Below are 15370 nucleotides of genomic sequence, written 5' to 3'. Positions count from 1 at the left end.
GACGCCCGGCCCCCTGCGTGCAGGGGACCCGTCAGTGGGTGTCGACGGCCTCGATCTCGGACTTGTCCTCGCCCCACAGCGTGTGGAACGTGCCGTCGGTGTCCACGCGGTTGTAGGTGTGGGCGCCGAACAGGTCGCGCAGGCCCTGCGTGAGGGCGGCCGGGAGGCGCTTGCGGCGCAGGCCGTCGTAGTAGGCCAGCGACGCCGAGAAGACCGGTACGGGGATGCCGAGCTGGACGGCGGTCGCCACCACGCGGCGCCAGGCCGGCACCGCGCCGGCGATCGCCTCGGCGAACGCGGGGGCCAGCAGCAGGTTCGCGGGGCGCTCGTCGGCCACGGCGTAGGCCTTCATGATGTCGTCGAGCAGTTCGGCCCTGATGATGCAGCCGGCGCGCCACAGGGACGCGATCTCGTCGAGCCTGAGCTCCCAGCCGTACTCCTTCGCCGCAGCTGTGAGCATGTCGATGCCCTGCGCGTAGCTGACCAGCTTCGAGGCGTAGAGCGCGAGCCGGACGTCCTCGACGAAGGTGTCCGGGAGGTCGACGGTCCCCTCGTGGCCCTGCAGGATGTCCTGGGCCTGGAGGCGCTGCTCGAGCTGGGAGGACAGCGCCCGGGCGAACACGGATTCGGCGATGCCCGACGTCGGGCTGCCCAGTTCCAGCGCGGACACCACGGTCCAGCGGCCGGTCCCCTTCTGGCCGGCCGCGTCGACGACCACATCGACGAAGGGCTTGCCGGTGCGCTCGTCGGTGTGCCCGAGGACCTCGGCGGTGATCTCGATGAGGAAGGAGGACAGCGTGCCGCTGTTCCAGTCCGTGAAGATCTTCGCCTGGTCGGCCGGTTCGATCCCGGCACCCGAGCGGAGGAGGTCGAAGGCCTCGCCGATGACCTGCATGTCCGCGTACTCGATGCCGTTGTGCACCATCTTCACGAAGTGGCCGGCGCCATCCGTGCCGATCCAGCGGCAGCACGGCTCGCCCTTGTACTTCGCGGAGATCTTCTCGAGCATCGGGCCGAGGGAGTCGTAGGACTCGCGGGAGCCGCCGGGCATGATGGACGGGCCGAGGAGCGCGCCCTCCTCGCCGCCCGACACCCCGACGCCGACGAAGTGCATTTCGTGCCGGGACAGGGCCGCCTCGCGGCGCCGTGTGTCCTCGTAGTGCGAATTGCCGCCGTCGATGACGATGTCCCCGGGTTCCAGGAGAGGGGTGAGCTGGTCGATCACCGAGTCAACGGGCTTGCCCGCCTTCACCATGATGAGCACGCGGCGCGGCTTCTCGAGGGAGTCGACGAGCTCCTGCAGTGTCTCGGTGCGGATGAACTCGCCGTCGCCGCTGTGCTTCTGCAGCAACGCGTCCGTCTTCTCCACCGACCTGTTGTGCAGGGCCACGGTGTAGCCGTTGCGGGCGAGGTTCCGGGCGAGGTTCGCCCCCATCACTGCCAGGCCTGTGACGCCGATCTGTGCGCTCAATGTGTTCTCCGTCGTTAGTCTGCTGGATGCAGATCGCTGCATCTGCCGGTGCTTCGGGCGTTCCCGCGCCGGCCATCCGGTCGCTTTCACACTATTACCGTGCGCGCACCGGCCGCCAGAGAAGCCGTCGCATGCCGTGTTTTGTGTCCTGGGCTCCTCCCGCGGGTAGCGTGTCCGACGCGACAGCCTCCCGGCTGGGTCGCTGGCGGCATCCGTGAAAGAATGGTAAGGATGTCCGACGTTACGGTAACCCCCGCCCTTGCCCCCGACGCTTCCGCGCGCCCCCAGGTGCGGCCCGAGGTGGAGGGCGCGCAGCCGATCGTCTCGAGCGACGGCCGGCCCCTGCTGCAGTTCAAGTCCCCGAGGGTCAGCCAGCCACCCGTGCACCTCGCCGACCTGACGCTCGCCGAACGCCAGGACCGCCTGAAGGAGCTGGGCCACCAGGGCTTCCGTGCCAAGCAGCTGTCGACGCACTACTTCACGCACTACACCACGGACCCGGCGGCGATGAGCGACCTGCCGAAGGCGGGCCGCGAGGAGCTGGTCTCGGCGATGTTCCCGCCACTGCTCACCGAGGTGAAGCGGCTGACCACGGACAACGGCGACACCATCAAATTCCTGTGGCGCCTGTTCGACGGCGCCCTCGTGGAGTCGGTCCTCATGCGCTATCCCGGGCGTGTGACGCTCTGCGTGTCCTCGCAGGCCGGGTGCGGCATGAACTGCCCGTTCTGCGCCACGGGCCAGGCCGGCCTGACCCGCAACATGTCGACGGCGGAGATCGTCGACCAGGTCGTCGCCGCGAACCGCGCGCTCGCCGAGGGTGCGCTCGGCGACCTGCGCACGGATGGCGGGCACGACGCCGACCGGGTCACCAATATCGTCTTCATGGGCATGGGTGAGCCCCTGGCGAACTACAAGCGGGTCATGGGTGCGCTGCACCGCTTCGTCGACGACTCCCCCGAAGGCCTCGGCATGTCGGCCCGCAACATCACGGTCTCCACCGTGGGCCTCGTGCCGGCCATCAACAAGCTCGCGGCCGAATCGCTGCCGGTCACCTTCGCACTCTCCCTCCACGCGCCCGACGACGAGCTCCGCGACGAGCTCATCCCCGTCAACACGCGCTGGAAGGTGGACGAGGCCCTCGACGCGGCCTACAACTACTACCGCACCACGGGCCGGCGCGTGAGCATCGAGTACGCGCTGATCAAGGACATGAACGACCACGCCTGGCGTGCCGACCTGCTGGCGAAGAAGCTCAACCAGCGCGGCCGCGGCTGGGTGCACGTCAACCCGATCCCGCTCAACCCCACGCCCGGCTCCATCTGGACGGCGTCGGAGAAGAGCGTGTCGACCGAGTTCATCAACCGTCTCCGCGCCGCCGGCATCCCGACCACGCTGCGGGACACCCGTGGCAAGGAGATCGACGGGGCCTGCGGGCAGCTCGCCGCCGGCGAATAGCAGGCGCCCGGATTGGCGGAACACGTCGGCCGGCCGGTATAGTCTTCCCTCGTGATGCAGCCGCCCGGCAGCCGCCGGGACGGCGGATCGCAGGACGAGGGTCTTTAGCTCAGCTGGTAGAGCGCCACGTTTACACCGTGGATGTCATCGGTTCGATCCCGGTAGGACCCACCACGAGAAACCCCGCCCATCGAGGGATATCCTCCCCTGACAGGCGGGGTTCTCTGCTGTCCGGGCAGGGGCAGGCGTACGTGGCCGATCAGGTGGCGCGTGGCATCCCGAGGAACAGCCGCGAGAGCGGTGTCCGGTGGAGGACCAGGGCGACGGACCACGGCAGGACCAGGGCGACCAGCAGGACCCAGGGCGACCGTTCCGCGTCCGGCACGTCGAGCAGCCAGAGGACGTACGTGTGGGTCAGCACCACCATCAGGCAGCCCGCGGCGAGCCTTCCCGCCAGGGCATGGACCCAGCCGGGCAGCAGCGGGAACAGGCCCTCGAGCATCAGCAGGAGGCCGACGTCGATCAGCACCGCGACGACGACCCCGAGCACCGGCGTACCGAGCTCGCCGTACTTCATGTCCAGGGGCGCCGACACCCCGGCGAGGACCGGTGCCGCGCCCGCGGCGAGGCACAGTGCGCCGACCCGGATCGGCGCCCTCACCCGACCGCGGAGGTGCTGCAGTCCCTGGCCCGCGAGCAGGAAGACGAGCGCGCCCCCTGCCACGCCGAGCGACATGGGCAGCGGCGCGAGCACCTCCCTGAACAGATCGGTGAGAAGCGCCAGGCCGGTGACGAGCGCTACCCGGAGGACGAGCGGGACACGCTCGAGGACCCGGAACAGGACGGCCGAGAGGAACAGCGCCGGCATGAACCAGTACGCCCCGAACGGTCCTGCATTGAGGGACCCGCCCAGGAGGGGCAGGATCACCGCCTCCGGCGTCAGCGTCCCGCGATGCTGATGGATGGCGACGTGGACGATCAGGGTCACGACCAGCCAGGCGAAGAACGGCGCCATGATCGTCCCGAAGCGCTTCTTCGCCTCCGTCACCGACACCCGTCGGGTCCCCGGTTCCCGGGCTCTCCAGAGATACCCGGACAGCAGGAAGAATGCGGGGACGTGCCAGGTGTAGAGGCCGGCGTCGACGAGCGGGCCCGACCAGACGTGCCCGGCGACGACCCCGACGACCGCGAGGACCCGCAGGGCGTCGATGGCCCCGGAGCGGACCGACGGCGCGTCCGGCGTCGGCGCGCCCGGTGTCGGTGCACGCAGGGTCGTCAAGCGCTCCTCCACGGTCGGATGAATGGGTATCGATCCAAGCGTGGCCCGGCCGGTGGCCGGATACCAATCCCGACGGCCGGTGACGGGAGGTGGCACTTTCGTCGACGGCATGGTTCACGGGGCCGTCCGCCCGCGGATCCGGCAGAGCGGCTAGCCCTGCACCTCCTGGATGCCGACCGGCTCGCCGTCCGCGAACGTCACGACATAGTCCTGGCCCATGATGGTGACAGTGCACTGCAGCGTCCCGGTGCTGCGGCAGTCGTCCCCCGGGTCCGGTGCCGTCCCGGGTTCCTCGAAGATCGGTTCCAGCAGCACGGGGTCGATCCCCGGCGGCGTGGGCTCGTGGAAGGGGAGGGATCCGGGCGGGATGCAGGTGTAGGGATCGGCCGGGTCGGTCCACCAGGCGCCGGCCTCCGTGATCGGGCACTGCGGGTAGGGCGGTGAGGGGAGGTCCTCCGGAGGCAGGTCCCCGCCCATCCCGCTGCCAGACGGCCGCGGCGACGGCGACGGCGACGGCGACGGCGACGGCGACGGATCAGTGTCGGCCGCGGACGCGCCGGGCAGGGATGCGTCGGTGCGGTCCTGGAGGCCGTCGTGCACGCGGTCCTGCACACCCTCCTGCACGCCGGCCGGCGACGGAGCTTCGGCCGCAGGTGCCTGGACGGCCACGGGGACGTCCTCCGCGGCCTGGCTCCCGGGTTCCATCAGCAGGGGTTGGACGACGAGGACCGCCGCCGTGCCGAGAGCGATGAGAAGAGACCTAGTCGAAGAACGCATTTTCCACCCCGGTTGAGAGACCAATGGGATGAACCTATGACGCCCCGGGAGGCGCGGAAACAGTAGTACCTACTCGGTTTCTCCTCGAACTACTCGCACCGGGCGTGGATAATCCCCTGGGCCTGCCCGAGGTCCGGCAACTGCCGTGCGAGGTAGTCCAGGGCCTCCGAGACGCCCGCCTCGATCTTCAGGGACGCGAACTCGTCGCCCCTCGTCGGCCCCCGGTTGATGATCACCACGGGCTTGCCGGCCTTCGCCGCGTGGCGGACGAACCGCAGCCCGCTCATGACGGTCAGCGAGGACCCGGCGACGAGGAGCGCACCGGCGTCGTCGACCATCGCGTAGGCCTCCGCGACGCGGCCCTTGGGCACGTTCTCCCCGAAGTACACGAAGTCCGGCTTCAGCATCCCGCCGCAGACCGGGCAGGGGGCCATCACGAAGTCGCCCGTGTCGTCGACGTCGGCGTCGGCGTCCGGCGCGACATCCCCCGCATCCGACTCCCGCTCGAGATAGCCGGGGTTGAGCCCCTCGAGGATGTCGGCGATCCGTGACCGCGGGAAGGTGGACGCGCACTGCAGGCAGACGACGCGGTCGAAGGTGCCGTGCAGGTCGATGACGTTGACGCTGCCCGCAGAGGAGTGGAGCCTGTCGACGTTCTGCGTGATCAGCCCGGACAGCAGGTGCCGCTGTTCCAGCAGCGCGACGGCCGCGTGGCCCGCATTGGGGTCCGCCCGGCGGAGGTGCCGCCAGCCCACGTGGTTCCGTGCCCAGTACCTGCGACGCAGCGCCTCGTCCCCGACGAACTGCTGGTAGGTCATGGGACTGCGCGGCACCGACTCCGGTCCGCGGTAGTCCGGGATGCCGGAGTCCGTGCTCAGGCCCGCCCCGGTCAGGACGGCGAGCCGGTGGCCGCCCAGCAGGGCGACGGCCCGGTCCAGGAGCCGGCGTTCGTCCTGGCCGAGCGGGGTGAGGCCCTCCGCGGGCGCCGCACTCACGAAGCCCGTCAGGCCGAGCCCCGGATTCGAGGCGGGACCGGGCAGGTCGTCCGGCGAACGGCCGGACCCGGCGGTCACAGTGCGGCTTCGACCGAGCTCAGCGCGCGGGCGTAGTCCGCGATGGGCCGCCCCTGCCCGTGGGGCGAGGAGACGACCGCACGCACGGTCCCGGAGCCGTCCAGGACGTAGCTGATGCGTTCGGCGTAACCGTGGACGTCGTCGAAGGCGTCGAAGGCCCGCGTGACGGTCCCATGGGGCCAGAAATCCGCCAGGAGGTCGAAGGAGATGTCGTTCGCGTCGGCGAAGGCACGCAGTGTGTACTTGTGGTCGACGGACACCGCGACGAGGCTCACACCCGCGGCGTCGAAGAGGTCGAGGTTGTCCCGCAGCTGACCGAGTTCGTCGGTGCACACCCGCGAGAAGGCGAAGGGGAAGAAGACGACGACCGCGCCGCCGACCAGCGATTCACTCTCGACGGTCTCGCCGAACTGGTTCGCGAGCGTGAATTCAGGGGCGACGGCCCCTACGTCCAGTGCCAAGGCCTACTGCTTCCGCCGGCTGACGAGCCGCGTCGCCGACCATTCCCTGGAGACGCCGGCCGACGACGTCGAGTGGAGGCCGGCGGTGGGGGCTGCTTCCTGCACATCTGCGGGCGAGACGTAGCCGGGGCGGCCGGACTTGGGGGTGAGCAGCCACACGACGCCCGAGGCGCCCAGCGAGGTCAGGGCGTCCACGAGGGCGTCCACGAGGTCCCCGTCACCGTTCCGCCACCACAGGAGGACGCCGTCGACGACGTCCTGGTCGTCCTCGGTGAGCAGTTCGGACCCCACACCCTCCTCGAGGTTCTCCCGGAAGTCGAAGTCGACGTCGTCGTCGTATCCGAGCTCCTGAACGAGGTCTCCGTTCTTGAAACCCAACTTGCCTGCCACGTTGACCGCAGTGGCGGCTTCAGCCTCGCTCACTTAGCTCCTCCTGAAAAGACGGGACTGTCGCATGACGGTCCCTGGTATGGATGTACATGCCACCAGCCAACACCCTTATGCGCCAAGCATCAAGCCAGTCAACGGATTTGGACGGCCCGCGGCCCGCGGCCCGTCGCCCGGGCGGGCGGACGACGTGTGTGCAAGCCCTCGGCGTAATCTGCCCCGAGTCCCCGCTCCTGCTACGCACCGACCGCACGGCGGCGATAGAGTGAGGCGGTATATGGCCGCGGTGGTAGCGCCGGGCATGCATCTCTGCGCGGGCCCAACGAGCCGTGCGCAGGCACTAAGCGACACGGACAAGATCCGTGGAAGTGGAGAGATATCGCGTGGCTGCAGAACAAGGTACGGCGGATATTCTGAGCGGTCTGACGGTCGGCAAGCCCGACGGCGATCCCGAGGAGACCGCGGAGTGGATCGAATCCCTCGACCAGCTGATCAGCACCCAGGGCACCGAGCGCGCGCAGTACATCATGCGCTCGCTGCTGCAGCGTGCAGGTGCGCAGTCCGTGGGCGTGCCCATGGTCACGACGACGGACTACGTCAACACGATCCCCGCGGACCAGGAACCCGAGTTCCCGGGCGACGAGGAGATCGAACGCAAGTACCGCGCATGGTTGCGCTGGAACGCGGCCGTCATGGTGCACCGCGCGCAGCGCCCGGAGATCGGGGTCGGCGGGCACATCTCGACGTACGCCGGCGCGGCGACGCTGTACGAGGTGGGCTTCAACCACTTCTTCAAGGGCAAGGACCACCCGAGCGGTGGCGACCAGGTGTTCTTCCAGGGCCACGCCTCCCCCGGGATGTACGCGAGGGCGTACCTCGAAGGGCGCCTGACCGAGGAGGACCTCGACGGGTTCCGGCAGGAGAAGTCGAAGGAGGGACACGCGCTGTCCTCCTATCCGCACCCCCGCCTGATGCCCGACTTCTGGGAGTTCCCGACGGTCTCCATGGGCATCGGCCCCATGAACGCCATCTACCAGGCGCAGTCCAACCGCTACCTGCACAACCGCGGCTTCAAGGACACCGCCGACCAGCAGGTGTGGGCCTTCCTCGGCGACGGCGAGATGGACGAGCCCGAATCGCGCGGCCTGCTCCAGCTCGCCGCGAACGAGAAGCTCGACAACCTGAACTTCGTGATCAACTGCAACCTGCAGCGGCTCGACGGACCCGTCCGCGGCAACGGCAAGATCATGCAGGAGCTCGAGGCGTTCTTCCGCGGTGCGGGCTGGAACGTCATCAAGGTCGTCTGGGGGCGCGAGTGGGACTCGCTGCTCGAGAAGGACAAGGACGGCGCCCTGGTCGACATCATGAACCAGACGCCCGACGGCGACTACCAGACGTACAAGGCCGAGTCCGGCGGGTTCGTCCGCGACCACTTCTTCGGCAAGTCCCCGGAGACCAAGGCGATGGTCGAGGACCTCTCCGACGACGAGATCTGGAAGCTCAAGCGCGGCGGGCACGACTACCGCAAGGTCTACGCGGCCTACAAGGCGGCCACGGAGTTCAAGGGCAAGCCGACCGTCATCCTCGCGAAGACCGTCAAGGGCTACGGCCTCGGCCCGCACTTCGAGGGCCGCAACGCGACCCACCAGATGAAGAAGCTGACGAACGAGGACCTCAAGGCGTTCCGCGACCACCTGCGCATCCCCGTCACCGACGAGCAGATCGACGACGACCTCTACAACGCGCCGTACTACCACCCGGGTGCCGACGCGCCCGAGATCAAGTACCTGATGGAGCGCCGCCGCGAACTCGGCGGATTCGTCCCGGAGCGGCGCACCAAGCACGCCGATATCGTCCTGCCGGGCGACAAGGCCTACGAGACGGCCAAGCGCGGATCCGGCAAGCAGATGGCCGCGACCACCATGGCGTTCGTCCGCATCCTGAAGGACCTCATGCGGGACAAGGAGTTCGGCAAGCGGATCGTGCCGATCATCCCGGACGAGGCGCGGACCTTCGGCATGGACTCGTTCTTCCCGACGGCGAAGATCTACAACCCGAACGGCCAGAACTACCTGTCGGTGGACCGCGACCTGGTCCTCGCCTACAAGGAGTCCGTCGAGGGCCAGATCCTGCACGCCGGCATCAACGAGGCCGGGTCCATGGCCGCGTTCACCGCCGCCGGCACGGCCTACGCCACACAGGGCCAGCCGCTCATCCCGATCTACGTCTTCTACTCGATGTTCGGGTTCCAGCGCACGGGTGACTCGATCTGGGCCGCCGCGGACCAGATGTCCCGCGGCTTCATCATCGGCGCGACGGCCGGCCGGACCACGTTGACCGGCGAGGGGCTGCAGCACGCCGACGGCCATTCGCCGATCCTGGCGTCGACGAACCCCGCCGTGATCACCTACGACCCGGCGTTCGGGTACGAGATCGGGCACATCGTCCGCGACGGCCTGAACCGGATGTACGGGGACATCGGCGACAAGCCCGAGTCCTCCCGCAACGTCATGTACTACATCACCGTGTACAACGAGCCGTTCGTGCAGCCGGCCGAACCCGAGGAACTCGACGTCGACGGACTGCTGAAGGGCATCTACCTGCTGAAGCCCGCCAAGGTGGACGGGCCCCGCACGCAGCTGCTCGCCTCCGGCGTGGCCGTCCCGTGGGCCCTCGAGGCGCAGAAGATCCTGGCGAAGGACTGGGGTGTCTCGGCCGATGTCTGGTCCGTGACGTCCTGGAACGAACTGCGCCGCGACGGCCTCGAGGCCGAGGAGGATGCGTTCCTCAACCCCGGCGCCGAGGCCCGCAAGCCGTTCGTCACACAGCAGCTCGAGGGCGCGACGGGTCCCATCGTCGCGGTCTCCGACTTCATGAAGGCCGTCCCCGACCAGATCCGCCAGTTCCTGCCGAACGAGTTCGCGACGCTCGGCGCCGACGGGTTCGGTTTCTCAGACACGCGGGCCGCGGCTCGCCGGTTCTTCAAGATCGACAGCCACTCCGTCGTCGTCCGTGCGCTGGAGATGCTCGCCCGCCGCGGTGAGGTCGACGCGAACGCACCCAAGGAGGCGATCGAGAAGTACCGCCTGCTCGACGTGAACGCCGGGACCACCGGCAACGCGGGCGGCGACTCCTAGAGCCGCCACCCCGCTCGGGGGCGATGGCGGGGGCGGCCCACCGCTGCTCCCGCCGTCGCCCCTTTTTTGTAGCTCCTCCACAAATACGGGAGGACGGCGCCGAGACCGTATGCTCGGAGGATGCCGCAGCCCGAAGACGTCCCCGGTCGCGCCCGGAGCGCCGCCGGAGCCACCAACGCTGGGCCCGCGCCGGCGGACCCGGCCACCGTCGAGAAGCTGCGGGCGACGATCGGCTCGCTCTCGACGGCGACCCTCAAGCAGCTCGACGCGGACCTCCCGTGGTACCGAGGGCTCCGCGCCGACGAGCGGTCGGCCCTCGGCATGGTGGCCCAGAAGGGCATCGCCTCCTTCGTCAACTGGTACCAGAAGCCCGTCTCCCCCGCCTGGGTGCTCAGCGACGTCTTCGGCACGGCCCCGACGGAACTGACCCGGTCGATCAGCCTGCAGAAGGCCCTGCAGCTCATCCGCGTGGTGGTGCAGGTCGTCGAGGACCACGTGCCGTTCCTGGCCCCCGCGGCCGACCAGGGCCCCCTGCGGGAGGCCGTGCTCCGCTACTCGCGCGAGGTGGCGTTCGCCGCGGCCGACGTCTATGCACGGGCGGCGGAGACCCGGGGATCCTGGGACACCCGCCTCGAGGCCCTCGTCGTCGACGCGATCCTTCGCGGCGAGAGCTCGGACGCGCTCCGCTCGCGCATCGCCGCCGTGGGCTGGAAGTCTCAGGCCCGCATCACGGTCATGGTGGGCAGCGCCCCGCAGGAGCCCGACGCGGGTTTCCTCAACGAGCTCCGGCGCGTCACCGGCCGGCTCGCCGAGGACGTCCTCGTGGGCATCCAGGGCGAGCGGCTCATCCTCGTCCTCGGGGGCGTCCGGGACCCGGACAAGGCGTACCCGAGGATCACCGAGCTGTTCGGGGCCGGCGCCGTCGTCCTCGGTCCCGAGGCCGAGTCGCTCGTCGAGGCGAGCACCTCCGCCCAGGCCGCGTTCGCGGGGCTCACCGCCGCCCGCGCCTGGCCCGGGGCGCCCCGTCCCGTCTCCTCCGAGGACCTCTGGCCCGAGCGCGTGATGTCCGGCGACGACACCGCGCGCCGCGCCCTGGTCCGCACCATCTACCGCCCCCTCCTGGCGGCCTCCAACGGCCTCGAGCAGACGCTCTCCGCCTACCTCTCCCTCGGCTCCTCCCTGGAGGCGACGTCCAGGTCCCTCTTCGTGCACGCGAACACGGTCCGGTACCGGCTCCGCCGCGTCTGCGACGTGACCGGCTGGGACCCGCTGGTCGCCCGGGAGGCATTCGTCCTGCAGACGGCGCTCGTGGTCGGGCGCCTCTCGGCCCCGCCTCCGCCCGTCGCCGCACCGGGCGGAGGGTCAGCGGGCGGTACACCACGTGGCGTTCGACCGAACGGTGCGCGCACCTCGGGAGCAGCAGCCGTCGACTTCGCCGGAGACTTGTAGACTTCCTACAACGCGGCACAGCCAGCTTGGTTCAGCCGAACACCCGATAATGCCTCGCCGATTTGGAAAGCTGGAACAGTGCTTGCAATCGCCTGCCCCGGACAGGGCTCACAGACCCCGGGCTTCCTGAGCCCCTGGCTCGAGCTCCCCGGGGTCCGCGACCACCTCGAGCGACTCAGCGACCGCGCCGGGACGGACCTCGTGCGGCACGGCACCGTCTCCGACGAGGACACCATCAAGGACACGGCGGTCGCCCAGCCGCTCATCGTCGCCGCGGGCCTCGTGACGGCGCGTGTGCTCCTCGAAGGCCGTGCGCTGACCGCCGCCACCGTCGTCGCCGGCCACTCGGTCGGAGAGCTCACCGCCTCGGCCGTGGCCGGAGCCCTCAGCGAGGACGACGCCGTCGCCTTCGTCCGCGTCCGTGCCACGGCGATGGCGGAAGCGGCCGCAGCGCGGCCGACGGGCATGAGCGCCGTCCTCGGCGGCGACGCCGCCGAGGTGGCGGAACGCCTCGCCGAACTGGGCCTCACGGCCGCCAATGCGAACGGTGGCGGGCAGGTCGTCGCGGCCGGGACACTCGAGCAGCTCGGCGAGCTCGCCGCGAACCCCCCGGCCAGGGCCCGCGTCATCGCCCTGAAGGTCGCGGGCGCGTTCCACACCGACCACATGTCCCCCGCCGTCACGGCGCTCGAGGCGCTGCGGCCCTCACTCGCACCGGCGGACCCCGTGGCCACACTGATGTCCAACCACGACGGCCGGCCCGTGGCCACCGGGGACGGCAACCTCGACAGCCTGATCGCCCAGGTCTCCCGCCCCGTCCGCTGGGATCTGTGCATGGAGTCGATGCAGTCCATGGGCGTCACCGGCATGATCGAGCTGTCCCCCGCGGGCACTCTGACGGGGCTGGCGAAACGCGGAATGCGCGGCACGGCGACGCTCGCCGTAAAATCGCCCGAGGACCTGGACGCCGCCCGCAGCTTCATCGAGGAGCACTCGCGGACCACGGACCTCGATCCGTCCCTTACCTCCGAAGGACCCCAGTGAGCATCACCGCCCTCAAGCAAGCCCCTCTCCGCGAGCACACGCGCATCCTCGGCGTCGGCGCCTACCGCCCCGGGATCATCGTCACCAACGACGACGTCTGCCAGTGGATCGACTCCTCCGACGAGTGGATCCGGCAGCGCACCGGCATCGTGACGCGCCACCGCGCGCCCCGGGACGTGAGCGTCATCGACATGGCGGAAGCGGCCTCCCGGGAGGCACTCACGTCCGCAGGCATCGACGCGTCGCAGATCGGCGCCGTCCTGGTGTCGACGGTGACCCACCCCTACGCCACCCCCTCCGCGGCCGCGCAGCTGGCCGACCGCCTCGGTGCCACGCCGGCGCCTGCCTACGACATCTCGGCCGCCTGTGCAGGCTACTGCTACGGCATCGCCCAGGGTGATGCCCTGGTCCACGCCGGGACCGCCGACTACGTGCTCGTCGTCGGGGTGGAGAAGCTGTCCGACTTCATCGACAACGCGGACCGCACCATCTCCTTCCTCCTCGGCGACGGCGCCGGCGCCGTCGTCATCGGCCCCGGCGACTCCGCGGGCATCGGCCCGTCCGTGTGGGGCTCCGACGGCAGCAAGCACGAGGCCATTCGGATGACCCGCTCCCTGCTGGACGTGCGCGACTTCGCGATGGGTGCCGTCGCAACCGACGCGGAGGCGGAGGAGGACGGCGGCGCCGGGCAGGAGAGCCTGTGGCCGACCATGCGCCAGGACGGGCCCTCGGTGTTCCGCTGGGCCGTCTGGGAGATGGCGAAGGTCGCCCAGCAGGCACTCGACGCGGCAGGTATCACCGCGGACGATCTCGCGGTGTTCCTCCCCCACCAGGCGAACATCCGTATCATCGATGAGATGGTGAAGCAGCTGAACCTGCCCGAGCACGTGTACGTCGCACGGGACATCGTGGATGCCGGCAACACCTCGGCGGCCTCCATCCCCCTCGCCATGCACCGCACCCTGAAGGAGCAGCCCGCCCTCAGCGGCAAGCTGGCCCTGCAGATCGGCTTCGGAGCCGGTCTCGTGTTCGGGGCGCAGGTCGTGGTCCTCCCCTAGTTTCCAAGCCCAGCCCGCGCAACGCGGTCTGCCCATCCCCGCCGGTGAACCGGCAAGAACAGAAAAGGAGCCACCATGGCTAGCAACGAAGAAATCCTGGCCGGACTGGCCGAGATCGTCAACGAGGAGACGGGCCTCGCGCCCGAGTCCGTGGAGATGGACAAGTCCTTCACCGACGACCTCGACATCGACTCCATCTCGATGATGACCATCGTCGTCAACGCCGAGGAGAAGTTCGGCGTGCGCATCCCCGACGAAGAGGTCAAGAACCTGAAGACCGTCGGCGACGCCGTCACCTTCATCTCGGGCGCCCAGGCCTAGTTCCTGCAGTCCCTGGCGCTGCGGCCGCCCCCGGTGTTCCCGCCGTGGGCGGCCGCAGTCGTCGACTCCTCGCCCGGTGCCGCCGGCGCCCCAGCTTCGAAAGAGTGACCATGCCACGCAAAGTCGTCATCACCGGACTCGGTGCAACCACCCCCATCGGAGGGGATGTCCCCACCATGTGGGCGAACTCCCTCAAGGGCGTCTCGGGAGCGCGGACCATCGAGGCCGACTGGGTCGCGCAGTACGAGCTGCCGGTGACCTTCGCCGCCCAGATCTCCACCCCCGCGTCCGAGGTCCTCTCCCGCGTCGAGGCGAAGCGCATGGATCCCTCCACGCAGTTCGCCGTCGTCGCCTCCCGTGAGGCGTGGCGCGACTCGGGCATCGAGGAGGTCGACAAGGACCGCCTCGCGGTGGCCTTCGCGACCGGCATCGGCGGCGTGTGGACGCTGCTCGACGCGTGGGACACCCTGCGCGACAAGGGCCCGCGCAGGGTCCTGCCCATGACGGTCCCGATGCTGATGCCGAACGGCCCCGCCGCGGCCGTCAGCCTCGACCTCGGCGCACGCGCCGGAGCGCATACCCCCGTGTCGGCCGGCTCCTCGGGAACCGAGCCGCTCCACCAGGGCCTCGAACTCATCCGGTCCGGCAAGGCTGATGTCGTGGTGTGCGGCGGCGCCGAAGCCGCGATCCATCCGATGCCCATCGCTGCCTTCGCGGCCATGCAGGCGCTGTCCCGGCGGAACGACGAGCCGGAACTCGCCTCCCGCCCCTACGACACGGCCCGAGACGGATTCGTCATGGGCGAGGGCGCCGGCGCCCTCGTCCTCGAGGCCGAGGAACACGCCCTGGCCCGCGGAGCGCGCATCTACGCCGAGCTCGGCGGCACCTCCGTCACCGCGGACGCCTACCACATCACGGCACCGGACCCCCAGGGGCTGGGAGCCACCCGCGCACTCAAGGCGGCGCTGTTCGATGCCCGCGCCCAGGCGGAGGACGTGGTGCACGTCAACGCGCATGCGACCTCCACCCCGGTCGGGGACAAGCCCGAGTACACGGCCCTGAAGGCCGCGCTCGGTGCCCACATCGACCAGGTCGCGGTGTCGGCGACGAAGTCGCAGACGGGCCACCTCCTCGGAGCCTCCGGCGCCGTCGAGGCCGTCATGACCGTCCTGGCGATCTACGAGCGGAAGGCACCGGTAACGATCAACCTGGACAACCAGGACCCCGAGATCCCCCTCGACGTCGTCACGACGGTGCGTGACCTGCCCGCCGGCGACATCGTGGCGCTCAGCAACTCGTTCGGCTTCGGCGGCCACAACGCGTTCATCGGTCTCCGCAACGTCTGACCGGCGGTCAACGGGGAAGGGCCCCACCCCGGGGGTGGCGCCCTTCTCCGTGCTGCAGTGCGTGTCGTGCCTCCTCATCGCCGCGCCGGATGGCGGGCGATCCGGCCGG

General features: G+C 69.9%; 13 protein-coding genes and 1 tRNA gene. 8 read left to right on the top strand and 6 right to left on the bottom strand.

Going from position 1 to position 15370, the window contains the following annotated elements:
• Positions 1–31: 31 nt before the first annotated feature.
• Entirely contained in the window at positions 32–1471 is a 1440-nt protein-coding gene (gene gndA, locus ACX80K_RS01090; RefSeq protein ID WP_459270036.1) for an NADP-dependent phosphogluconate dehydrogenase, read from the bottom strand.
• A 231-nt stretch (positions 1472–1702) separates the two neighbouring features.
• On the opposite strand from gndA, the gene rlmN reads away from it, so the two are divergent.
• Both rlmN and ACX80K_RS01080 read left to right on the top strand, forming a co-directional pair.
• Entirely contained in the window at positions 1703–2929 is a 1227-nt protein-coding gene (rlmN, locus tag ACX80K_RS01085; protein ID WP_459270035.1) for a 23S rRNA (adenine(2503)-C(2))-methyltransferase RlmN, read from the top strand.
• A 98-nt stretch (positions 2930–3027) separates the two neighbouring features.
• Positions 3028–3103: transfer RNA gene (locus tag ACX80K_RS01080), tRNA-Val, on the top strand.
• 85 nt (positions 3104–3188) lie between these two features.
• On the opposite strand, the gene ACX80K_RS01075 is transcribed toward ACX80K_RS01080, so the two are convergent.
• From ACX80K_RS01075 to ACX80K_RS01055, 5 genes are all read right to left on the bottom strand, one after another.
• Positions 3189–4208: an acyltransferase family protein gene (locus tag ACX80K_RS01075; protein WP_459270034.1), complete on the bottom strand. Its 1020-nt coding sequence runs from the start codon at positions 4206–4208 to the stop codon at positions 3189–3191.
• A 150-nt stretch (positions 4209–4358) separates the two neighbouring features.
• The gene (locus ACX80K_RS01070) at positions 4359–4985 is read right to left on the bottom strand and encodes a hypothetical protein (RefSeq protein ID WP_459270033.1); all 627 of its coding nucleotides are present in this window, start codon (positions 4983–4985) and stop codon (positions 4359–4361) included.
• A gap of 89 nt (positions 4986–5074) precedes the next feature.
• Positions 5075–6058 carry an NAD-dependent protein deacetylase gene (locus ACX80K_RS01065; RefSeq protein ID WP_459270032.1) on the bottom strand — a complete coding sequence of 328 codons (984 nt, stop codon included), beginning with the start codon at positions 6056–6058 and terminating at the stop codon, positions 5075–5077.
• The gene (locus ACX80K_RS01060; protein ID WP_459270031.1) at positions 6055–6519 is read right to left on the bottom strand and encodes a redoxin domain-containing protein; all 465 of its coding nucleotides are present in this window, start codon (positions 6517–6519) and stop codon (positions 6055–6057) included. The genes ACX80K_RS01065 and ACX80K_RS01060 overlap by 4 nt, the downstream gene beginning before the upstream one ends.
• Positions 6520–6522: 3 nt before the next feature.
• The gene (locus tag ACX80K_RS01055) at positions 6523–6942 is read right to left on the bottom strand and encodes a DUF3052 domain-containing protein (protein ID WP_459270030.1); all 420 of its coding nucleotides are present in this window, start codon (positions 6940–6942) and stop codon (positions 6523–6525) included.
• 347 nt (positions 6943–7289) lie between these two features.
• Between ACX80K_RS01055 and aceE the strand changes: the two genes are divergently transcribed.
• From aceE to ACX80K_RS01025, 6 genes are all read left to right on the top strand, one after another.
• The gene (gene aceE / locus ACX80K_RS01050; RefSeq protein ID WP_459270029.1) at positions 7290–10043 is read left to right on the top strand and encodes a pyruvate dehydrogenase (acetyl-transferring), homodimeric type; all 2754 of its coding nucleotides are present in this window, start codon (positions 7290–7292) and stop codon (positions 10041–10043) included.
• A 120-nt stretch (positions 10044–10163) separates the two neighbouring features.
• The gene (locus tag ACX80K_RS01045; protein WP_459270028.1) at positions 10164–11492 is read left to right on the top strand and encodes a PucR family transcriptional regulator; all 1329 of its coding nucleotides are present in this window, start codon (positions 10164–10166) and stop codon (positions 11490–11492) included.
• Between the two features lie 78 nt (positions 11493–11570).
• Positions 11571–12536, top strand: coding sequence for an ACP S-malonyltransferase (locus ACX80K_RS01040; RefSeq protein ID WP_459270027.1), 966 nt, complete (start codon positions 11571–11573; stop codon positions 12534–12536).
• Positions 12533–13594 carry a beta-ketoacyl-ACP synthase III gene (locus ACX80K_RS01035; RefSeq protein ID WP_459270026.1) on the top strand — a complete coding sequence of 354 codons (1062 nt, stop codon included), beginning with the start codon at positions 12533–12535 and terminating at the stop codon, positions 13592–13594. The genes ACX80K_RS01040 and ACX80K_RS01035 overlap by 4 nt, the downstream gene beginning before the upstream one ends.
• Before the next feature lie 75 nt (positions 13595–13669).
• Complete coding sequence (locus ACX80K_RS01030) at positions 13670–13915, top strand: acyl carrier protein (RefSeq protein WP_026552001.1); 246 nt, start codon at positions 13670–13672, stop codon at positions 13913–13915.
• A gap of 110 nt (positions 13916–14025) precedes the next feature.
• Positions 14026–15261 (top strand): beta-ketoacyl-[acyl-carrier-protein] synthase family protein, encoded by a 1236-nt coding sequence (locus ACX80K_RS01025; RefSeq protein ID WP_459270025.1) that lies wholly within the window; start codon positions 14026–14028, stop codon positions 15259–15261.
• Positions 15262–15370 lie beyond the last annotated feature (109 nt).

This window comes from Arthrobacter sorbitolis (assembly GCF_054510995.1).
Note: the sequence above shows the minus strand (reverse complement) of the source record. Positions and strands in the feature narration are given on the sequence as shown.